At 44.7% G+C, this 21,024-nt stretch carries 16 protein-coding genes and 1 pseudogene; 3 read left to right on the top strand and 14 right to left on the bottom strand.

Translation table 11 applies throughout. From position 1 onward, the window contains the following. Positions 1–55: 55 nt before the first annotated feature. From CWO13_RS05255 to CWO13_RS05250, 3 genes are all read right to left on the bottom strand, one after another. Positions 56–427 carry a YbaN family protein gene (locus tag CWO13_RS05255; RefSeq protein WP_029225617.1) on the bottom strand — a complete coding sequence of 124 codons (372 nt, stop codon included), beginning with the start codon at positions 425–427 and terminating at the stop codon, positions 56–58. Between the two features lie 74 nt (positions 428–501). Then, positions 502–639: a hypothetical protein gene (locus CWO13_RS23405; RefSeq protein ID WP_017067606.1), complete on the bottom strand. Its 138-nt coding sequence runs from the start codon at positions 637–639 to the stop codon at positions 502–504. A 148-nt stretch (positions 640–787) separates the two neighbouring features. Continuing rightward, positions 788–1,891 (bottom strand): response regulator, encoded by a 1,104-nt coding sequence (locus CWO13_RS05250; RefSeq protein WP_048660821.1) that lies wholly within the window; start codon positions 1,889–1,891, stop codon positions 788–790. A gap of 228 nt (positions 1,892–2,119) precedes the next feature. Here CWO13_RS05250 and CWO13_RS05245 point away from each other — a divergent pair, with 228 nt between their 5' ends. After that, entirely contained in the window at positions 2,120–2,995 is an 876-nt protein-coding gene (locus CWO13_RS05245) for a LysR family transcriptional regulator (RefSeq protein WP_048660822.1), read from the top strand. Between the two features lie 76 nt (positions 2,996–3,071). Here CWO13_RS05245 and purF read toward each other — a convergent pair whose 3' ends face one another. The 9 genes from purF to CWO13_RS05195 form a co-directional block, all read right to left on the bottom strand. Next, the gene (gene purF, locus CWO13_RS05240; protein ID WP_048660823.1) at positions 3,072–4,586 is read right to left on the bottom strand and encodes an amidophosphoribosyltransferase; all 1,515 of its coding nucleotides are present in this window, start codon (positions 4,584–4,586) and stop codon (positions 3,072–3,074) included. A 34-nt stretch (positions 4,587–4,620) separates the two neighbouring features. After that, entirely contained in the window at positions 4,621–5,112 is a 492-nt protein-coding gene (locus CWO13_RS05235) for a CvpA family protein (protein WP_009848678.1), read from the bottom strand. 61 nt (positions 5,113–5,173) lie between these two features. Beyond that, on the bottom strand, positions 5,174–5,749 hold the full coding sequence (locus tag CWO13_RS05230) for an SPOR domain-containing protein (RefSeq protein WP_048660824.1): 576 nt from the start codon (positions 5,747–5,749) through the stop codon (positions 5,174–5,176). Continuing rightward, a complete protein-coding gene (gene folC / locus CWO13_RS05225) occupies positions 5,750–7,012 on the bottom strand; it encodes a bifunctional tetrahydrofolate synthase/dihydrofolate synthase (protein ID WP_108082626.1) in 1,263 nt (420 codons plus the stop codon). It abuts the gene before it with no gap. Positions 7,013–7,054: 42 nt separating this feature from the next. Beyond that, positions 7,055–7,981 (bottom strand): acetyl-CoA carboxylase, carboxyltransferase subunit beta, encoded by a 927-nt coding sequence (accD, locus tag CWO13_RS05220; protein WP_010436898.1) that lies wholly within the window; start codon positions 7,979–7,981, stop codon positions 7,055–7,057. 176 nt (positions 7,982–8,157) lie between these two features. Continuing rightward, positions 8,158–8,952 (bottom strand): tRNA pseudouridine(38-40) synthase TruA, encoded by a 795-nt coding sequence (gene truA, locus CWO13_RS05210; RefSeq protein ID WP_004734161.1) that lies wholly within the window; start codon positions 8,950–8,952, stop codon positions 8,158–8,160. 193 nt (positions 8,953–9,145) lie between these two features. Further along, the gene (locus CWO13_RS05205) at positions 9,146–14,029 is read right to left on the bottom strand and encodes a FimV/HubP family polar landmark protein (protein WP_108082625.1); all 4,884 of its coding nucleotides are present in this window, start codon (positions 14,027–14,029) and stop codon (positions 9,146–9,148) included. Between the two features lie 207 nt (positions 14,030–14,236). Then, positions 14,237–15,250 carry an aspartate-semialdehyde dehydrogenase gene (locus tag CWO13_RS05200; RefSeq protein ID WP_052878954.1) on the bottom strand — a complete coding sequence of 338 codons (1,014 nt, stop codon included), beginning with the start codon at positions 15,248–15,250 and terminating at the stop codon, positions 14,237–14,239. A 12-nt stretch (positions 15,251–15,262) separates the two neighbouring features. Continuing rightward, a complete protein-coding gene (locus CWO13_RS05195) occupies positions 15,263–16,396 on the bottom strand; it encodes a 4-phosphoerythronate dehydrogenase (RefSeq protein ID WP_048660828.1) in 1,134 nt (377 codons plus the stop codon). Between the two features lie 86 nt (positions 16,397–16,482). On the opposite strand from CWO13_RS05195, the pseudogene CWO13_RS23760 reads away from it, so the two are divergent. Then, positions 16,483–16,776, top strand: a pseudogene (locus tag CWO13_RS23760) (hypothetical protein). A 79-nt stretch (positions 16,777–16,855) separates the two neighbouring features. On the opposite strand, the gene fabB reads toward CWO13_RS23760, so the two are convergent. Then, entirely contained in the window at positions 16,856–18,082 is a 1,227-nt protein-coding gene (fabB, locus tag CWO13_RS05185; protein WP_057622324.1) for a beta-ketoacyl-ACP synthase I, read from the bottom strand. 56 nt (positions 18,083–18,138) lie between these two features. Here fabB and mnmC point away from each other — a divergent pair, with 56 nt between their 5' ends. Next, on the top strand, positions 18,139–20,289 hold the full coding sequence (gene mnmC / locus CWO13_RS05180; protein WP_102433598.1) for a bifunctional tRNA (5-methylaminomethyl-2-thiouridine)(34)-methyltransferase MnmD/FAD-dependent 5-carboxymethylaminomethyl-2-thiouridine(34) oxidoreductase MnmC: 2,151 nt from the start codon (positions 18,139–18,141) through the stop codon (positions 20,287–20,289). Between the two features lie 120 nt (positions 20,290–20,409). Here the strand turns inward: mnmC and CWO13_RS05175 are convergent, their stop codons facing one another. After that, on the bottom strand, positions 20,410–20,931 hold the full coding sequence (locus CWO13_RS05175) for an NADPH-dependent FMN reductase (RefSeq protein WP_017632536.1): 522 nt from the start codon (positions 20,929–20,931) through the stop codon (positions 20,410–20,412). Between the last annotated feature and the right edge of the window lie 93 nt (positions 20,932–21,024).

Below are 21,024 nucleotides of genomic sequence, written 5' to 3'. Positions count from 1 at the left end.
CATAACTCTGGTTGCTGAAATAATAAACGCCCGCTATACAAGCAGGCACACTGGCTTAATGGTAGTGATTTTCTTTGCTGTCAGCAACCAACTCATGAGTTGGAAGTCGCATAAACCATGTGAGAAGAATAACAAGTACGCAAATTAGGAAAGCCTTGACCCAAATGATAGGGGCAAAGTAGATCGATAACGCAAAACTCAACAAGATAAAGAATACGCCACGCGTTTTAACTTGTTTAGTCACAGCACCGTGCTGATACCAATTGTTCAGTAACGGGCCGAGCGTTTTATGCTCATGCATCCATTTGTGAACTTTAGGGTTACTTCGCATGAAGCATGCGCTAGCAAGAAGGAGGAAAGGTGTTGTGGGCAGAACGGGTAAAACTATCCCTAAAACTGCAAGAAATATACAAAGGCCACCAGCAATATTGAGGCTTAAAACTCGAACGCTAATTGTGGCCTCCTTGAGTTAGCTATCGCCAATTGGCGACGATAACGTCACTAGAATGTTGCGTAACCATTGAATACACGGATCAACGTAAGTGTTGCTGGTAGCAATGGAATCATTAAAAATGCGGCTAAAAATCCTAAAAAGTAGAATACATTAAACGGGTCTTGAAAGTCTTTGTTATCTGCCATGATTACTTCTTGTTTTTGTTAGTAAAGGTAAGTGTCTGGCGAACCAAACCCGCTTTGCTAAATCGACATTTAACAAAAAAGGCATAGCAACACCATTTGCGCAACTATACCTTAATCAATTATTCACAAAAACCGAGGAAATATAGGGTTAATCAGTAGACCCTTGATGTATGTCTAAGCTAAAACTCGCCGAACCAAGCAGGCTCAACGAAAGTTGGCAGCCCTGTTCAATCGGCAGATCCCGTGTAATGAAGTTCTTCTTACAATTCTCACCTAAGCGTTCGCCCGCGGCAATATGTTGATTCAATTCACCATTAGACCATTGTCCATCTAAACCCGCAGGCAAAATAGAGATAGTACCCTCGGCAAGATTGGCGACACCAAACAAAGCGTTAACGGGCGTTGCGCATTTCGAGCACTCAATCCCCTTCTCTAAAATCTCGGCAATATCTTTGAGATCAACATTAAAATCTTTTCGATTTCTTATGTAATCGTGGAATAAGGCTCTCACCAGCAGTGTTGACGCTGAACTGCCATTATCGGCAGAAGACGAATCGACGAGGTAAAAAGCAAATTGCCCATTCATCATCCAAGCGTAATCAAAGACGAGTGGCATCATCTCTGTTGATTGCAGTAGTCGGTAACTGCAACGCCATGAGCCTTGTCGTGTGTCTTTCTCTGGTAGCAACGCGTGCAATAAGTCTCTTGCCGCACTAGGGTTTTCTTGCAGGTAATTCAGGTGCCAATGTAGCTCTTGGTCTTCAGGGATCTCTCCCCCGTCATCAACGCAGAACCATTGGCTTGAAAAATCTCGTTGGTCTGAAATGTTATCGAACGAATCTGTCAATGTATTCGCAATCGCACTTCCTAAGTGACCGTGATCCTCTAACGGTTTCGCTAAAAAATCTTTAATACCAAATCGCAATGCTTTCGCCACATCAGACATGTCATCTGTGCCGGACACAACGATCATAGGCAGCGACGGGTACTCTAAACTGAGCTCTTCCACAAGCTCGATGCCATCAAGTATCGGCATTGATAAGTCACACACAATTAAATCTGGCGCTGAGTCTCTAAGCTTTTGCAGAGCGTCCAGCCCATTTTCAGCCTCAACCACTTTATAACCAACCTTGTCTAGGTATGCGCTGGTTATCCGGCGAAAAATAGGATCATCATCAACCAACATCACGCATTTTTGGTTAATTACTTCCTGAGCCGAGGTCATTACTGGCTGACTGTGAGTTTTGTACATAATCTATAACCTCACAAAACTAAGTCGAATTATTATTGTTATCTGTTCTAAGAACTAATATAAAACTTAGTAATAAAATGCTAAATACACAAATTTGCACTCTTTGCTGGTAATTCGTGACGAGGGTTGGAATACTTGTAAATAGTGCAACGAGTTGACGTAACGCAAACATTGATCTCACTGTTACGTATAAATTAGATGAGATTGTAAACAAATGTGTCTGGATTTATGAAATTAGATGATTTAAACCTCTTTCGACTCGTCGTTGAAAATGGGAGCTACACCGCAACATCGCGCAAGACTATGATTCCGGTTGCGACCATCACACGACGCATCCAAGCCTTAGAAGACTCTTTGAACCTTAGGCTTCTCAATAGACACGCGCGTAAACTTTCTTTAACAGAGGCTGGCGAACGTTTCTACAATGAATGCTCTCCGTTATTGCAGCGTCTCTCTTCTACTGCTGAAGAGTTAACTGACGTGTGCAAAGGAGCTTCCGGTAAGATTCGTATTACGGCACCTTCCAACCTGACCAAGCGCATGATGATGCCAATGTTCAGCGATTTCATGACTCAATACCCTGATATCAATATTGAGCTGATGATGAACAACCAAGCGGATCAGCTGGACCCAACTGAGTGGGACGTGATTTTCCGTGTCGGCCCACAACGTGATTCAAGCCTAATCGCTCGAAAAATCAGTGAAGTAAAAGATATTCTTATCGCGAGCCCTGAGTATTTAGCGAAGAACCCAGCACCAAGCCATGCTGAAGAGCTAGCGAACCATTCGCTACTCAAAGGCTACCCGCTGATTAAGTGGCAGCTGAGTAATTCGAATGAAGAGACGGTGGTGAATAGCGAGAAAGGCCGTTTCAATGCGAATGCGCTTAATGTCGTGAGACAAGCCTGTTCAGAAGGCCTAGGTATCACCCTAATGCCTGACGTGATGATCCGTGAATACATTGAAGATGGCAGCTTAGTCCAAGTTTTAGAAGACTGGAGCGCTAACCCTCGTGATATTTACATGCTTTATAACCACAAAGACCATCTACCAGAGAAAGTTAGATTGTTTATTGATTTTGTGATCGCGTACCACATTCATTAAAGTAAATCCCCTTCTCCGTAAACAAAAAAACCAGAGCCGATGCTCTGGTTTTTTATATTCTTGCCACTAACGAAAACTAAGCACCTTCGTTGTGTAACTCTAGGTTCGCTAGATCTTGTTGAATCTCACGCTGAACCTTTGAGTCGTCATTACGCAAAGAGTCTAGGAAATCTAGGTACGCTTGGTCGATATCACCCGTTACATACTCGCCGTTAAATACAGAAGTATCGAAACGAGAAATGTCTTGATTGCCCATGCCCACTGCCGAAATCAGATCTGGTAGTGTTTGGAAAATCAAGGCATCTGCGCCAATCTGCTTACAAATCGTTTCGTTATCACGACCATGAGCAATCAGCTCTGTCGCGCTCGGCATATCAATACCGTAAACGTTAGGGAAGCGAACCTCTGGAGCTGCTGAAACCATGAACACTTTGTTTGCGCCAGAATCACGAGCCATTTCAATGATCTGCTCTGATGTTGTGCCGCGAACGATAGAGTCATCAACCAATAGAACGTTCTTACCTTTAAACTCAGAACGGATTGCGTTCAGCTTACGGCGAACCGACTTCTTACGCTGTTGCTGACCAGGCATAATGAACGTGCGGCCAACATAACGGTTTTTTACGAAACCTTGACGGTATGGCTTATTGATCGCTTGAGCGATTCGCAGCGCAATATCGTTTGATGTTTCAGGGATTGGGATAACCACATCAATATCTAAGTCTGCGTACTCTTCTTTAATACGCTTACCAAGCATCTCACCCATCTCAACGCGTGCGCTGTAAACCGAGATTTTATCGATGAATGAATCTGGGCGTGCAAAGTATACAAACTCAAAGATACATGGGTTTAGTTGTGGGTTGTCTGCACATTGCTTAGTGAAAAGCTCACCGTCGAATGTTGCGTAGATAGCTTCACCTGGCGCTACGTCGCGCATGAAGTCGAAGCCAACAGCATCGAGTGCTACCGATTCAGACGCAACCATGTACTCTGTTTTACCATTAACTTCACGCTTACCAAGACACAGTGGACGAATACCATGTGGGTCACGGAATGCGATCATACCGTGGCCGATGATCATCGCAGTTACGGCGTAAGCACCGCGAATTGTGCGGTGCACATTTGCCACAGCGCGGAAAACATCATCCGAAGTCACGTTACCTTTAACAGTATCGATCTCATGAGCCAATACGTTCAGTAGAACTTCAGAGTCAGAGGTTGTGTTTACATGGCGACGGTCTTTTTCGAACAACTTCTCACGAACTTCGTTTGCGTTCGTCAGGTTACCGTTGTGCGCCAACGTAATGCCAAAAGGAGAGTTTACGTAGAAAGGCTGAGCTTCAGACGCACTTGAACTACCCGCTGTAGGATAACGAACATGGCCAATACCAACTTCACCTTGTAGGCGCTGCATGTGTTTTGCTTCAAAAACATCTTTTACTAAACCGTTCGCCTTACGCAGACGGAAACGATTGCTTTCTATGGTACAAATACCAGCGGCATCTTGGCCACGATGCTGCAATACCGTTAAAGCGTCATAAATAGACTGGTTTACAGGTGTTGAACCCACGATTCCAACAATACCACACATGTCCTAATCCTCGATTTTTCGACATTAACTGGCGCTAGAGCGCGCCAGATAAGAAACTAGATGTTGCTTGTAAATGCTCGAAGAACGGCGCAATGATTCGACTAAATTCCGGAACCAATTGCGAATTCTTCCACCACTCAGAACTTGGGAATGCAGTAAACGCATCCATGAAAAACAACACTGCAGAAACAATCAAAACACCACGTAAGCCACCAAAGACGACACCGAGGATTCTGTCTGTACCTGACAGGCCTGTTTTCTGAACTAGCTGACCGATGACATAGTTAACTAAGGCACCAACAACTAACGTTGCAACAAACAATGCTGCTATCGCAGTTCCGTTTCGAAACATCTCATCTTCGATATTGGTGAAGTACATCGCTAATTTAGCGTAGTACTGGCTAGCAATAAAAAATGCTCCAAACCAAATTACGAGTGACAAGGCTTCTTTAGCGAAACCACGAACTAAACTGATCACGGCAGAGAAGCCGATCACGCCTAAAATGACAAAATCTAACCAATTCATGAATTCTTCATCTTAAGTTGGCGCGCATTTTAACAGAAAAAATGCTGACGCAAACGTTTTCTTATGGATTTAACGGTTTAAATTTGAGCAATTGGCCTTTTGAACCCGTAATTTTTTCTAATTCCTTAATTTGTCGCTCAAGTTTGGATTTAGAGACATCCGGGCCAATAATTACTCGCGTAAAAGTTTTTTCTTGCTTGGTGTGAGCCTGATAACCACGCTTTTGCAGATCCTCAACAACGTTTTTTGCGTTGTCAGCATTCTTCAAAGCCATCAATTGAATAATCCAAGCACTGTCTTGGTATTCATTTTTTTCCGGTACTGGCTTAACTACTACTGCCACTTTGTCAGCTTCTTTATTATTGGAAGAAGACGCGGTTTGCGTGTTTGAATTATCAGTACGACCACTTTCAACCACTTGCTCAACTGGAGAATCCGGTAGCGCTATCTGATCTTCAACGGGATCGAGTACTTCAAACACTTCAACATTACTATCAAGCTCTGGCTTAATCGGAATGCTTGCAAACTCTTCTTTATAGTGGAGCTTCTTACCATCTAGCACATCGGGCAATACAATCACGCCAATGGCCACTAAAATGATGGTGCCGACTAATCGGCTTTGGAATTTACTTGCCATTTAGTTTCCTTTTTTCTGCCAATGCTCCAAGACTTCGCCTACGGTATGGAAAGAACCGACCACCAACACAACATCATCACCTTTAACAGAAGCTAAAGCCGCTTCAAACGCTGCTACAGGGTTTAGATACTGCTCTACACCTTCAGGCAGGCTTTGACACAATTCAGCTGCTGTCGCTGCACGTGGCCCTTGCAATGAAGCTGGATACCAATGAGTTGCGATTGGCGCTAATACTTCCAATGTCGCAGGGATATCTTTGTCATGAAGCATGGCGACTACAACGTGTAAATTTTTACCCGCATACTTTTTCGTAACTTGCTGCGCAAAGTATTCAGCGGAATGCGGGTTGTGCGCCACATCAAGCACAATCACGGGTTGAGCACTAATTTGCTGCATACGCCCAGGAAGCTTCGCATTCTTCATGCCGTTAACAACGTTCACGTCGCTAATATTAAGCTCTGATGTGCCCAATGCCATCAGCGCTGTTGCAGCGTTAGGTAACGGCAAGCTCGGAATAGGTAGCGATTCCAGCTGGAATGCACCACTGCGCCAGTTCCACGTATCACCGTCAACATCATAAGTGTATTGAATACCAACTTGATAGAACTCAGCCTTAATGTCATCAGCGTGCGCTGCAACCGTTGCCGGTGGTTTAGGTTGACCACAAATAGCGGGTTTACCACTACGATAAATGCCCGCTTTCTCAAAACCAATCACATTGATGTCATCACCTAGCCAGTCAACATGGTCGACAGCCAAACTAGTAATCACGGAAACATCATGCTCAACGATATTGGTCGCGTCTAGACGTCCGCCTAAACCAACTTCTAATAGCACAACATCAACCGCTTCAGTTTGAAATGCACGTAACGCCGCTAAAGTGCCATATTCGAAAAAGCTCAGGCTGATTTCGCCACGCTCTTTCTCAATAAAATCGAAAGACTGAACCATCTTTTCATCAGAGAGATCTTGGCCGTTGATACGAACACGTTCGTTATAGCGAATTAAGTGAGGAGAGCTGTAGACACCAACTGAGTAACCAGCGTCCAATAGAATCGCTTCCATCAGTGCACATGTTGAGCCTTTGCCATTGGTTCCGGCAACAGTAATAACATGTTGAGCAGGTTTGGTGAGGTTTGCCTTAGAGGCGACGGCCTGAACTCGGTCTAATCCAAGATCAATAGCGCTTGTGTGGATGTTTGATAAATAATCAAGCCACATCTCCAAAGAGGATGTGGCTTGAGGAATAGGTTGTTGACTCATCTAACTCATAACCATAATTAAGTTGGTTTGTTAGAAGGTACTTTACCCTTTTTCTGGCGCTTCTGGTACTTCATAAGTAGCTTCATTCGGTGAATCGTTCACAGAAACTACTAATGGTGAAGGCTGGTTGGTCATTTTAGCAACAAGGCTTGCAACGCGCTGACGCATCTCACGACGGTCAACAATCATGTCGATAGCACCGTGGTCTAGTAGGAACTCACTGCGTTGGAAACCTTCAGGAAGGTCTTCACGTACCGTTTGTTCAATTACACGACGTCCAGCGAAACCGATAAGAGCTTTTGGCTCACCAATGTTGATATCGCCAAGCATCGCCAAACTTGCAGAAACACCACCCATTGTTGGATCAGTCATTACTGAAACAAACGGTAGGCCTTTCGCCGATAAACGCTCTAGAGCAGCACTGGTTTTCGCCATTTGCATTAGAGACATCAATGCCTCTTGCATACGCGCACCACCACTAGCAGAGAAACAAACTAAACCACAGTTGTTCTCGATAGCAGCATCTACCGCTTTCACGAAACGAGCACCTACAACAGAACCCATTGAGCCGCCCATGAATGAGAATTCAAAAGCACACGCTACGATAGGTAAACCAAGCAGTTCGCCTTTCATTGCAACTAGTGCATCTGTCTCACCACTGTTTTTCTGTGCAGCAGAGATACGTTCTTTGTAACGCTTAGAATCTTTAAATTTCAGCTTATCTTGTGGCTCAAGATCAGTACCTAGTTCAACACGTTCACCTTTGTCTAGGAATGTATCCAGACGACGACGTGCTTTCATGCGCATGTGATGGTCACATTTTGGACATACTTCTAGGTTACGCTCTAGTTCAGCATGGTACAGAACCTGCTCACAAGAAGTACATTTAGTCCAAACACCCTCAGGGATAGACGCTTTACGAGATGTTACGATGTTGCTTTTTTCTAAAATCTTTTCAAGCCAACTCATGGAAGACCTTTTTGTTTCGATTCTTCCGCTTGATTGCGAAAGAAATAAATTTGGGAATTATGCGTGGGAATTAAAGCACATAAAACAGCGACTGTAGATAAAAAACTGGTTGTACCTATTTTCTGGGACTATCTTACGCACTAAACCGTAATAATTTTTGAACCTAAGTCTCACATTTAGTTCAAATTATCCGGCAAAAATAGAGGACCAATTGGCTCTCGTGGTAGTTCAAAATGTTCGGGATAATCAACATCCACCAGATACAAACCTTCCGCTTTTGCAGTTGCGCCGGCTACTTTTCGATCTTTAGCTTCTAAAAGCCACTGGATCCACTCTGGTTTCTGCTCACCCTTACCAACGGCAATAAGGCTACCAGTAATATTCCTCACCATGTGGTGAACAAACGCATTCGCTTTAATATCGATCACAATGTAGTGTCCATGGCGAGTCACATTCAAGTGAATCATGTTTCTCCATGGGCTACGGGATTGACAATGTGTTGCCCTGAACGAAGTGAAGTCATTCTCACCAAGTAAGTACTGACCCGCTTCGTGCATTTTTTTCTCATCAAGATGACCATGATAATGGCTCACGCCTGAATTCAAAATGCCTGGGCGAAGTGCATGGTTAAAGATAATGTAGCGATAACGGCGGGCAGTTGCTGAGAAACGAGCATGGAAATCCTCATTCACTTCTGTCGCCCAACGAACCGCAATATCTTTTGGCATGTTGGCATTCGCGCCCATTGTCCATGCCACCATTTTACGATCGACATTAGTTTCAAAGTGAACGACTTGTCCCGTACCGTGAACACCGGCATCTGTACGACCTGCGCACATAACTTCTACAGGGTGATTCGCGACAACTGAAAGAGCCTTTTCCAATTCTTCTTGGACACTTTTCACGTCTCGTTGGCGCTGCCAACCAAAGTAGTGGGTACCGTTATATTCAATACCTAAAGCAATTTTCATGTTCTTGTTCTCTTTGAAAATGGGCGAGAAGTATATACGGAAATCAGTGCTAGCCCAAATAGGATGGGGCTAAAACTTCAATAAACAATCAGCATCGACCGAGACGATACTTTTAAGAAACCAAATAATACAATGGCGCTCTGTATCGCCTTAAAACAAAGGGTAGCCAACGCTACCCTTTATGATTTTTAATTTATCGACCGTTTAACGAATCGATCAGGTTTTTTGCCTCTCGACGAATATCATCGCTACCGTCAACGATTGCCTCTTCTAGAAGCTTAATTGCACCTTGCGAGTCACTCATCTCGATGTAAATTTTAGCCAAATCAAGCTTACCTGCAGCCTCTGCGTTGCTATCAACATCATAGTTGCCAATGTCGCCGATAACGTCTGGGAATTCATTTAGGCCAACATCCAGTTTAAGCTCTTCATCATCCGGATTAATGACCTCTTCACCTTCTTGCTCGACTTGAGCCATCAGTTCATCAATGGTCATGTATTGCTTATCACGGCTGCTGCCTGATTCGGTTAGGTTGTCTTGTTGAGCCCAGTTCTCTTCTTTGATCTTCGGTTCAGCTTGCTGTTCAGCCGACGCCCAAATCTCTTGTTGGTCATCAGGCACATCATTATGCATGCTCGATTGTTGCTCTGGCGCTAGGTTAAAGCCTTTCCAGTCTTCGCCGCCAACTTCTAGCATGGCATCAATATCTAGCCCTGCACTATCAATCGATGTTGCATCCAATGGCTTATCGAACATGTTGTCGACAGAGTCTTGAACATCTTCAGAAAGCAACTCAGCTAATGCTGTCTCATCAAAGTCATCAAAGCCTTCTAGTGGCTCGTCTTGAACCGCTGCAGGCGTTGAGTTTAGCTCTGACGCAGCGCTCAGTGATTCTTCTGGCTGTGCAAAACCAGCCAACTCAGAATCTTGTGCATTCGAGAAATCTTCAGCGTGACTGAAGCTCTGCGGGTTTGAGAACAAATCATGCAACGCATCCTGCTCTTCGCCTTGTGGACTGAAAGACGTTAGCGGTGTTGGCTTCTCAGCAAAAGCATCAGAGATGGCTTCATCTTCACCGTATTCTGGTAAATCAAGTTCATTGAACTCTACGCCTTCATCTTCTGCTACTGGCTCAGCACTGCTTTGCTCAATATCATCTAAGACAGAATCGGCTTTCGCACTCTCTTCATCGTATTCAGGCAGATCAAGGTCATCGAATTCGAACTTCTCAGTGCCATCAGATAGATCTTGTTCTAATTGAGCTTCGTCTGGTTCGCTAACAACTTCAGCTAATGCATCTTCTTCACCGAATTCTGGCAGCTCAAAATCATCAAACGAGAACTCTTCTTCGCTTTCTGGTTTCGCAGTTTCAGCCTGTGGTGCAGCCTCTAGCTGAGGCTCAGCGGTTGGTTGCGATTCAACACTTGGTTGAGAGTCGATATCAGGCGTTGCTGGCTCTGATGTTGATTCAGCATCAGCTTCCGCCAGTGCGTCTTCTTCACTAAACTCTGGCAACTCAAAGTCATCAAACGAAAACTCTTCGTCGTCTTGACTCTTAGCTTCAGCTTGAGTCTCAACAGCAGGTACTACTGATTCTGGTGTTGCTTCAGCATCAGCTTCCGCCAGTGCGTCTTCTTCACCAAACTCAGGTAATTCGAAGTCATCAAACGAGAATTCGTCTTCGCTTTCTTGTTCTGCTACTTCCGCTTGTGGAGTAGCTTCAACTTGCGATTCAGCGTCTAATTTAGGTTCAACAACAGGTGCTACAGGTTCTGGTGTTGCGTCAGTTTCTGCTAATGCTTGTGGTGCAGACGTCTCATCTTCAATCAGCCAATCGTCGTCTTGTGGTACGCCAAATTCATTTGGAATAATTTCTGGCATATTGGCAGCACGAACTGGCTCTGGCTCTGGCTCTGGCTCTGGCTCTGGCTCTGGCTCTGGCTCTGGCTCTGGCTCTGGCTCTGGCTCTGGCTCTGGCAAGGATTCAACGACATCTTCAAACTGATCGCTACCTTGGATCTTCGGTTCAAAGTCAAAATCAGAGGTAACGTTCGCAGGCGACTCTACATCGTCGATCGCTTCAGCTAACCAATCTTCAACCGTCTCTTCATCATCGTCAGAGATATCATTTAAAGAGGATGGTGAAGCTTGATCTTCAAAGCTAGCAGCGATGTCTTCACGTTGCTCTTGGACGTCGGCTTCTTTCGGCTCTGGTTCTTGTTGTGCGGTTTCTTCTTGAACTCGCTCTTCAAAATCTGGTTTGTCAAAATCAGAATTCTCAGATAACAGCGAGTCGATATCCAGTTCATCATCTTCAACCGATGATGCGCTTTCTTCCGCTGATACTTGGTTGCTATCTGAAAGAGACGTTTGCTCTGGTTCAACCGTATTTTCAAGAGATGGTTCAGCTGGCTCTTCTGTCGCTGGCAGCGAATCGTTGTCATCAGAAGTCATTAACTCATCAATCAACGCTTCGTCTGTCGTTTCTAGCGAGTCATCAAGTAAAGCATCCGTTGCCGGTGCGACACCGAACAAATCATCGATAAAGTCATCACGATTAAAGTCTTCATCATTTTCTGGCTTAACGTCAGCACTTTCTTGGATCAGTTCCGAATCTAACGATTCATCACTAACGGCTTCAGGTTGTGGTGTTTCACTAATATCCGACGCGTGCTCAGGCTCAACTTCAGATTTTTCTGAGGTTAACGGAGTAAGGTCAACGTCTGAGCCCACTTCAGGTTCATCGTTGCCGTTGTCAAAACCAAAGGCTGCGTCTAGCTCTTTATCAAACGCATTCTCTTCAGATTCAAGCTCGTCTTCAATGCCAGTTGTCAGTAAGTCATCAAACGGGTCTAAAGATTCCGCTTTTGGGGCATCTGCTTCGTCTGCTGACAGCCCATCATCTGACAATTCACTATCAAGGAAGTCATCCAATAAGTCGGTACTTTCGGCATCAAGTTCGAAATCATCATCGTCAGAATCACCTATCAGTTCATCCAAGGTTTCCGTGCTGTCTTCTGCGATGTTTAGGTCATCATCGGTCGACAAACCAGAAAGCTCTTCAAGTTCAGATAATGAATCAAAACCTAAAGGCTCACTTTCAGACTCATCACCCGATTCGTCTTCCAACATTTCATCAAGAAGGTCGGTCGAGTTACTTAGATCAACGTCATCCCCAGCCAATTGCTCATCAAGCAGATCAACGCTGTCTTGAGGTTCTTCATCTACGATTGGCTTATCGAACTGAGACAAAATGTTTTCGATATCATCATCAGACGCTAAACCACTGTTTAGGTTAGTGGCAATCTCATCGTCGTTATCGAGGTTGAAAGGGTCATTCGCTTGATCGTTCTGAGCGGCAACCTGGGCAAAGATGTCATCAATATCGTCATTTGCTGTCGGTGACGCAGGCTCAGGGCTCTGTTGTTCAGAGATTAGAGCATCAATATCAAAATCGTCATTGCTCAAATCAGCAGGCTTGGTATCGCTTTGTTGCTCTGAGATAAGTGCATCAATGTCAAAATCATCGCTTGCTGGTGCTTCAGTGTTAGACGGCGAATTACTTTGCTCTTCCGAAATCAACGCATCAATATCAAAGCTGTCATCATCTTCGTCATCAAGAGCAAACAGATCATCTAACAGAGACTGGTCTAGCTCGTTGGAGCCGAGATCTTCAGTTTCAGACTCTTGAGATAACAAGGCTTCAATGTCATCAGCAGACATTGCATTATCATCAGAAAGGTCAAAATCGACTTCATCTGTATCAAGTGCGCTTTCCGCTGTTTTATCGAGCGCGCGCTCCATCTCTTCAAGACCAAGAGCCTTCTCTTCGCCATTAACACTAATGCCGTTACTGCTGTCTAAATCAAGATCATCGAAGTTGGTGTCTAAATCACCGTTTTCGCCAATGCTGGCAAACGGGTCATCATCTTCACCGTCGAGGTTAAAATCGAGATCCGACTCATCTAAACCGGCAAAGACATCGTCTTCTTCAGCTAGCGCTTGATCGTCAAACAACTTGTTGGCGTCATCTTCCGTACCAAACAAATCATCGTCTAACGACAGCTCGTTAAGGTCATCCATCTCGTCGCCCAATGCAATAGGCGCGACGACGCTTGGTTCTGGCTGAATCGGTTGCTCTTGAGTAGTTTGCTGTTGCTCATCATTTTTAGAACGACGGCCTAACAACATCACAATGATCAAACCAAGTAGCAGACCTGGAATAATCGCAAGAGCCGCCACTAACCAACCATTCGATAACAATTCGTCCATGGCACTTGGTGCCATCTTTTCAATTTCGGCGTTCTTTCTGCGCTCTTCATCAAGCAGCTTTTCCACTTCGCTACGAATGCGGTCTTCATCACTGAGCTCAGTTTTTAGTTCATCAACTTCCGATTGAACATTCGACAACATCAAACGAAGTTGGTGGTTTTTCTCTTCAAGTGACAAGAGTTCAGTTTCTGAAAGCTCTAGCTGCTTCTCTAACTTGTTCATCTCTTGGGTTGGAGCGGATTGTTCTAGAGAAGACTGAGTTAGAGACAATGGTTTTTTTGCAGTTTCAGCAGAGCTTACTTGCTTGGCAGGAGTAGTATTTTTTGCATCAGAACTCGAGGTTTTTGGTTTTGAAGCGACAGGCTTGCTCGCAGGAGCATCAAGCTTAGCAAGATGTGAGTTCATGATGTTGATAGCTTGCTGCGTCGAACTTGCACGTGTTTGCTCTAAAGAAGGCACACGTAAATTGCTGGCAGGCAGCAGACTATGGATATTCTGGTTTTCAAACGCTTGTGGGTTTAAGCGATAAATAGCCAACAGGGTTTGTTGGACTGAAACGGAGTTATCAGGGCGTAACTTTGAAGCAATAGACCACAATGTCTCTGAGCCGCGAGTTGGACCATAGAAACGTGAAGGCTCAGCGCTATTCGATTGCGCTCTTTGAAGAGGTTCTGAAAACGTAGGCGCTGATTGTATCTGACCATTAGGCCCTACAACTCGAATGGAATCTGCACGAACAACGGAAATCTGAGTCGCAATGATAAAGGCAAAAGGCATTAACCACGGCTTGAAAATTTGAAACATAAAAGGCTCAGCTAGGTGCTTAAATTCGGAAAAGTGATGATCTATTAAATATATCGGATAAATGACGTAAAACTATAGAGATGAAAACAAAAAATGTGTTGCAGCAACAATATTCGCAGCAATTTCACACAATTTGACTAACAATATTTTTAATCGATTAAAAAAGCCCCACTAAAGAGTGAGGCTTGTTTATCAAAGCAATAAAGCTTAGAAGTAATCGCGAATCAGAACTTCAGCGATTTGAACTGCGTTTGTTGCCGCGCCTTTACGAACGTTATCAGCTACAACCCACATGTTCACGCCGCTGTGATGGCTGATGTCGTTACGAATACGACCAACCATTATGTGGTCTTTACCACCGGCATCACGAACTTGAGTTGGGAAGTCTAGCGCTTGGAATACTTCAACACCTTCTGTGTTCTCTAGAAGCTGAACCACTTGCTCTGCACCGATAGGCGCGCGAGTTTCAATGTGTAGAGATTCTGCGTGACCGTAGAATACTGGTACGCGAACACAAGTCGGGTTCACTGTGATTGAAGAATCAGCAAAGATTTTTTGAGTTTCCCAAACCATCTTCATCTCTTCACGCGTGTAGCCGTTCTCTGTAAATTCATCGATTTGAGGAATACAGTTGAAAGCGATCTGCTGTGAGAACGCTGAATTTTCAGCTGGCATACCGTTAAGAAGCTTAGCTGTTTGACCCGCTAGCTCATCGATACCTGGCTTACCTGCACCAGACACAGATTGGTAAGTTGAGACGTTAATACGCTCAAGACCCACTTCATCGTGAATTGGTTTTAGCGCTACTACCATTTGGATAGTCGAGCAGTTAGGGTTCGCGATGATGTTACGGTTACGGAACTCAGCAATTGCTTCAGGGTTCACTTCAGGCACAACCAGAGGAACATCGTATTCGTAACGGAAACGTGATGTGTTATCGATAACAACAACACCTTCATCAGCAGCAATTGGAGCCCAACGCTCTGAAAGTTCGCTACCTGCAGAGAAAAACGCAATATGTACTTGAGACCAATCGAAGTCTTCTACGTTTTGTACTTGTATTGTTTTGCCGTTAAAACGGGAAGTTTTGCCTTCACTACGTTCACTTGCTAGTAAGTGCAGTTCACCGACAGGGAATTTACGCTCTTTAAGTACTTCAAGAATGGTTTCACCAACCGCACCAGTCGCACCTAAAATAGCAATATTAAATTCTTGGCTCATTGTTTCTCTCTTTTATAAAGTTGGCTTTACCATAAAACCGAGTTTAGATAACGGCGTTAAATTACAAGATTCGTCGCCCGTTAACTCGACTGCACTGTATTCTCTGCGGTCCCAATATTCTTTACGCATCTTGTCAAAAGAACCCGGCGTAGCGATATTGCGACGGAATAAGGCGTCGTCTTTGCGCACATCATAGATCAACTGAGTCAAATTGTGCAGTGTTGCTTCATCCCAAGCTCTATCTAATTTCATTTGAGGTACAGGCGCTGTCGGCAATAAGTCACTTGCATACGCACGCTGTTCAGTACCTAAAAACTCACAATAACTGTTGAAGATCATCGTGGTACCACGCGCTTTACCCTCTAAACCGTAGCCCGCTACGTGAGGAGTTGCAAAAGCGAGTAACGGAAGAAGTTCAAAGTCGACTTCAGGTTCAAATTCAAACACATCAAGAACCGCAGTAAATCCATCAGCTTTTTGTAAACGAGCTTTTAGCGCTTGGTTATCCACCACAGGGCCACGAGCGGCATTAATCAGAATTTGATCAGCACGTAAGTTGTTCAGCACTTGATCATTGATCAAGTGATGCGTTGGAAACTCACCCGTCTTAGTGATTGGCGTGTGCAATGTAATAACGTCTGATTGCTCAAGCAGAGTCTCTAGCTCAGTAAATTCGCGAGAATCACCCTCTTGTTGTTTTAGAGGATCGTTCAGCAGAACTTTAATACCTATGCCTTCTAAGCACTTCGCTAAGTAGCTGCCCACTTGACCACAGCCGATAATACCAACCGTTTTATCAAAAACAGAGAAGCCTTGCTGCTGCGCAAGAACCATCATCGCACTGAACGCGTACTCAGCAACACCCACCTTGTTACAGCCAGGAGCCGCAGTAAAGAAAATGCCACGCTCTTTCATCAATTCTTGGTCAACGTGATCCATACCAGCCGTCGCAGTCCCGACAAACTTCAGCTTATTGGCTTTGCTGATTAATGACTCGTTTACTTTGGTAACAGAGCGAATCATCAATGCGTCTACGTCAACTAGGTCGTCAGCTGTTAATGTGCGACCAGACTTCATTGTCACTTCCCCTAGCTGGCTAAATAGCGCTTCAGCGTAAGGCATATTTTCGTCGATTAAGATTTTCATTTGGCGAGTACTTTCGTTGGGGTCTATCGACCTAAATGTGAATTGAAATGATTGTGCAAAATTCCACACACGGTGTCGAGTAGCAATTGGAATACATTATAAATAAAGGGCTGAATCGGCTAGCCTTGACAGACAAGAACCGAAACCAAAGTGAACACCCAAGATCAAACGGCTAAAACGAAAAATGCCCGATTGAATAAACAATCGGGCAAACATCCAGAACAAAAGGATCCTATCTCGCTCTCCAGGAGACAGAGTCTTGCGTCTGTTCAACCAGTACTAACTAAGTCACTACTGATCAAGCTCTGGAAACCTTTCAACTTTTAAACCTAGATTTAAAACCCATGTTTATAAAGCTTTGTTCTGTGGTTCATAATTAATGAGTTACCTGTGCGTGTTGAATCTACACTCGCGTAACCCTTTAACGATTAACCTTTGTATATCTGACTCAAGCCTAAATTAAGCTTGGTACTTTTTGATTACTAGCGTTGCGTTCGTACCGCCGAAACCAAAGCTGTTAGACATAACCGTTGTTAGCTCTTGTTCACGAGCTTCAGTTACGATATCTAGGCCAGCAGCTGCTTCGTCTAGGTTAGAAACGTTAATGCTTGGAGCGATGAAGCCGTTGTCTAGCATTAGCGTTGAGTAAATCGCTTCGTGTACGCCAGCTGCACCTAGAGCGTGACCTGTCATCGCTTTAGTTGCAGAAATTGCTGGGCTGTTACCGCCGCCATTACCTTGAGAGAAAACTTCTTGGATAGCGCCTAGCTCTTTCACGTCGCCAACTGGAGTTGAAGTACCGTGAGTGTTCACGTAGTCAACGCCATCAACGTTTTGCATAGCCATCTTCATACAACGAACCGCGCCTTCACCAGAAGGAGCAACCATGTCGTAGCCATCTGAAGTTGCGCCGTAACCTACGATCTCACCGTAGATTTTTGCGCCACGAGCAACTGCGTGCTCAAGCTCTTCGATTACTAGCATGCCGCCACCACCAGAGATAACGAAACCGTCACGGTCTGCATCATAAGTACGAGAAGCCAGCTCAGGAGTGTCGTTGTACTTAGTAGAAAGTGCGCCCATTGCGTCGAACATCATAGTCAGAGACCAATCCAGTTCTTCACCGCCACCAGCGAATACAACGTCTTGCTTACCAAGTTGGATAAGCTCCATTGCGTGACCAATACAGTGTGCAGATGTCGCACATGCAGAGCTCATAGAGTAGTTCACACCACGGATTTTGAAAGGAGTTGCTAGACAAGCAGAAACCGTAGAAGCCATTGTACGTGGAACCATATATGGACCAACGCGCTTCACGCCTTTCTCACGAATGATGTCTACCGCGTTTACTTGGTTTAGAGATGAAGCACCACCTGAACCCGCAACGATACCCGTGCGGTCATTAGATACTTGATCTTCAGTTAAACCAGAATCAGCAATTGCTTGCTCCATTGAAAGATAAGCGAATGCCGCTGCATCACCCATAAAGCGCATTTTTTTGCGATCGATATGGTCAGCAGGGTTCATTTTTAGGTTACCCCATACTTGAGAGCGCAAGCCATTTTCCTTGAACTGCTCTGAAGCGGTAATACCAGATTTACCCTCTTTCAGTGATGCTAAAACTTCTTCGACGTTGTTACCGATACTTGAAACAATACCCATACCGGTGATTACGACTCGTTTCATGTGACATTCCTATAATTCTAAATTCAGCTAGATGATAACTAAGAAGCCTAACAAAAGTGGTCAGCTTTCCTAGAAATTCGTACAATCCCTACCAACATATCGCTTCAAATCACAAAATGATAGATTTTATGACTTCAATTACTAATGCAGAACTGGAATGGAATGAGTCTGGCACGCCAGTTTCAGACCAATTTGACGACGTTTACTTCTCCAATGTTAACGGTTTAGAAGAAACTCGCTACGTCTTTTTAAAGCAAAACCACCTTCCAGAGCGTTGGCTTGAACATGAACAACGCCGTTTTGTGATTGCAGAAACCGGCTTTGGCACAGGTTTGAACTTTCTTGCAGTTTGGCAATGGTTCGATGCTTTTCTTAAAGATAACCCACAAGCGATGACCAAAGAGTTACATTTCATCAGTTTTGAAAAATATCCTTTAAATAAAGAGGATCTCATCAAAGCACACCAATCGTGGCCAGAATTAGCCGAGTATGCGACGCAACTCCAACAACACTACCCTATCGCCCTGCCTGAATGTCACCGCATTGTGCTTGGCGACGGTGCAATCACGCTTGATTTATGGTTTGGCGATATTAAAGATTGCATGCCTAACGTACCAACCCCACGTGAAGGTTTGGTTGATGCTTGGTTCTTAGACGGTTTTGCTCCGAGCAAGAACCCAGAGATGTGGAATCAAAACCTATTCAACGGTATGGCCAAGCTCGCCAAGCAAGATTGTAGTTGCGCGACTTTCACCGCGGCTGGCTTTGTGCGCCGTGGCTTAATTGAAGCTGGCTTTGAAATGAAGAAGGTCAAAGGTTTTGGCACCAAGCGAGAAATGATTGCAGGCCGACTTGGCGAAAAGCATGCTCACACCAACATCAAACCTTGGTATGGCCTATCACAGCACAACGAATCGCAAGACATCGCTATCATCGGTGGTGGTGTTGCTAGTGCAGCACTCGCTAAAACGCTGAGCCGCCGTGGTAAAGACATCACGCTTTATTGTGAGCACCCACAAGCAGCGGGTAATGCATCAGGCAACAATCAAGGTGCGATTTATCCATTGTTAAGCGAAGCCACCTCGAACGTGTCTCGCGTGTTTGGACCAGGCTTACTGTTTGCTCGCCAGTTCATTAATCAGGCGGCGCAATCTATTCAGTTTGACCACAGTTGGTGTGGCGTGAACATTTTGATGTGGGACGAAGGCTCCACTAAAAAGCTCAACCGCATGTTGGAAGGCAATTTCCATACAGATTTGATTCAGCGTTTATCGCCAGAACAAGCGAATGAAAAGATTGGCCTACCGGTCGATAAAGAGAGCGTTTACTTCCCACTGGGTGGTTGGTTGAGCCCTCTGCAACTGACACAAGGCCTGATCGGGAAGTTAGAAGAGACCCACCAAGTTAGCACTCACTATCAACATCAAGTGACTCAACTAGAATGGCTCGAAACTGAACAACAATGGTTGCTCATCATTGAGACACCACAAGGTGAGATTCAAACCAAGCATGACCAAGTGGTGGTTGCGAACGGCCACAAGTTCACTCAGTTTGAGCAGACTCAGCCAGTACCACTGACACCGGTTAAAGGTCAAGTGAGCCACATTCCGACCACGGATAACCTCAGTAAACTAAAAACCGTGTTGTGCTTTGATGGTTACTTAACACCACAAAACCCAAACAATGGACACCATTGTATTGGCGCAAACTACGACAAAACCAACATCGACCAAGAGTTTGATATTGAGGTTCAGCAACATAATGGCGAGCGTCTGCATGGGTCACTGCCAGACCAAGCATGGACAAAAGATGTCGATACCAGTAGCAACCTAGCGCGCCAAGGTATCCGTAGCGTGAGCCGTGACCACTTGCCATTTGTTGGCAATGTGGGCGATTTCGAAGCCATTAAAGATCAGTACCAAGATCTACACAACTTTAACCCACAGCGTGACTCGGTTGATGATGTTGAAACGGTGACAAGCTTCCCTAACCTATACTGTTTTATCGGATTAGGCTCACGTGGCTTGAGCTCTGCGCCATTATTGGCTGAAGTGTTAGCATCACAAATTTGTGGCGATCCGCTTCCCTTACCTGTCGATGTGCTTGAAGCGATTCACCCAAGCAGAATGTGGGTACGCAGGCTGCGTAAAGGTAAAGCATTAACCGCTGGCTGGGTTGCAGATAAGCACTCAAAAACAAATCAGTAGTTTCTAGTTCAACTATTCTGAATATCTAAATATTGGAAATACCTGAAACTAAAAGCTAAAAAGCCCGAGCGACATTATGTCCCTCGGGCTTTTTGTTGTTCGTGTTGATCTAACTTGTATTTACAGCTTAGCAACCGCGTCTTTGATCTGCTGAGCAATCTCTTCGTTGCTGATAGAACCAGACTCAAAATCAAAGTTATCGTAGAAGCTTGGTACTGAAACTGACGCTTTTACGTTTCCGCCAAAGTATGGCGCTGAACCTGTTGCTGCGCCAAGTACCGTTTGTGCACCGCCTGGGCCAGGTGAAGTCGCTAAGTAAACCGCCGGCTTCTCGCCAAACACAGAGCGCTCAATGCGTGTCGCCCAATCAAATAGGTTTTTGTACGCAGCTGGGTAGTGGCCGTTGTGCTCAGCAAAAGAGATAACAAACGCATCTGCTTCAGCTAAATCACGTAAGAATGCTTGTGCGCCTTCCGCTTGGCCAATCTCTTTTTCAGTGTCTTCACTGAACATAGGAACGTTGTAATCGTTGATGTTTAGAACTTTAACTTCAGCACCTTCAATCAAGTTAGCTGCGTAAGTTGCTAGAGTTTTGTTGATAGAAGTAGAGCTTGTGCTTGCGCCGAATGCGATAACTTTCATGATGTGACCTTTTCTGTAAATCCGTTAAGTGGGATTAGAATAACGTAGTCAGAAAATGGAACCATCACAAGGATTGAACGGACTCATTCAAAA

It is taken from the genome of Vibrio sp. ZF 223 (genome assembly GCF_003050585.1).
Lineage (GTDB): Bacteria > Pseudomonadota > Gammaproteobacteria > Enterobacterales > Vibrionaceae > Vibrio > Vibrio crassostreae.
The sequence above is the reverse complement of the archived record's forward strand: the minus strand, read 5'-3'. Positions and strand labels throughout refer to the sequence as shown.

Bases quoted from the DNA above. Each gene is read 5' to 3' on its own strand.
- CWO13_RS05175 (WP_017632536.1), bottom strand. From the start codon at position 20,931: ATGAAAGTTATCGCATTCGGCGCAAGCACAAGCTCTACTTCTATCAAC.
- purF (WP_048660823.1), bottom strand. From the start codon at position 4,586: ATGTGTGGTATTGTTGGAATCGTGGGTTCAACACCTGTAAACCAGTCT.
- CWO13_RS05205 (WP_108082625.1), bottom strand. From the start codon at position 14,029: ATGTTTCAAATTTTCAAGCCGTGGTTAATGCCTTTTGCCTTTATCATT.
- CWO13_RS05200 (WP_052878954.1), bottom strand. From the start codon at position 15,250: ATGAGCCAAGAATTTAATATTGCTATTTTAGGTGCGACTGGTGCGGTT.
- accD (WP_010436898.1), bottom strand. From the start codon at position 7,981: ATGAGTTGGCTTGAAAAGATTTTAGAAAAAAGCAACATCGTAACATCT.
- truA (WP_004734161.1), bottom strand. From the start codon at position 8,952: ATGAAAATTGCTTTAGGTATTGAATATAACGGTACCCACTACTTTGGT.
- CWO13_RS23405 (WP_017067606.1), bottom strand. From the start codon at position 639: ATGGCAGATAACAAAGACTTTCAAGACCCGTTTAATGTATTCTACTTT.
- CWO13_RS05245 (WP_048660822.1), top strand. From the start codon at position 2,120: ATGAAATTAGATGATTTAAACCTCTTTCGACTCGTCGTTGAAAATGGG.
- CWO13_RS05250 (WP_048660821.1), bottom strand. From the start codon at position 1,891: ATGTACAAAACTCACAGTCAGCCAGTAATGACCTCGGCTCAGGAAGTA.
- CWO13_RS05235 (WP_009848678.1), bottom strand. From the start codon at position 5,112: ATGAATTGGTTAGATTTTGTCATTTTAGGCGTGATCGGCTTCTCTGCC.
- fabB (WP_057622324.1), bottom strand. From the start codon at position 18,082: ATGAAACGAGTCGTAATCACCGGTATGGGTATTGTTTCAAGTATCGGT.
- folC (WP_108082626.1), bottom strand. From the start codon at position 7,012: ATGAGTCAACAACCTATTCCTCAAGCCACATCCTCTTTGGAGATGTGG.
- CWO13_RS05230 (WP_048660824.1), bottom strand. From the start codon at position 5,749: ATGGCAAGTAAATTCCAAAGCCGATTAGTCGGCACCATCATTTTAGTG.
- CWO13_RS05195 (WP_048660828.1), bottom strand. From the start codon at position 16,396: ATGAAAATCTTAATCGACGAAAATATGCCTTACGCTGAAGCGCTATTT.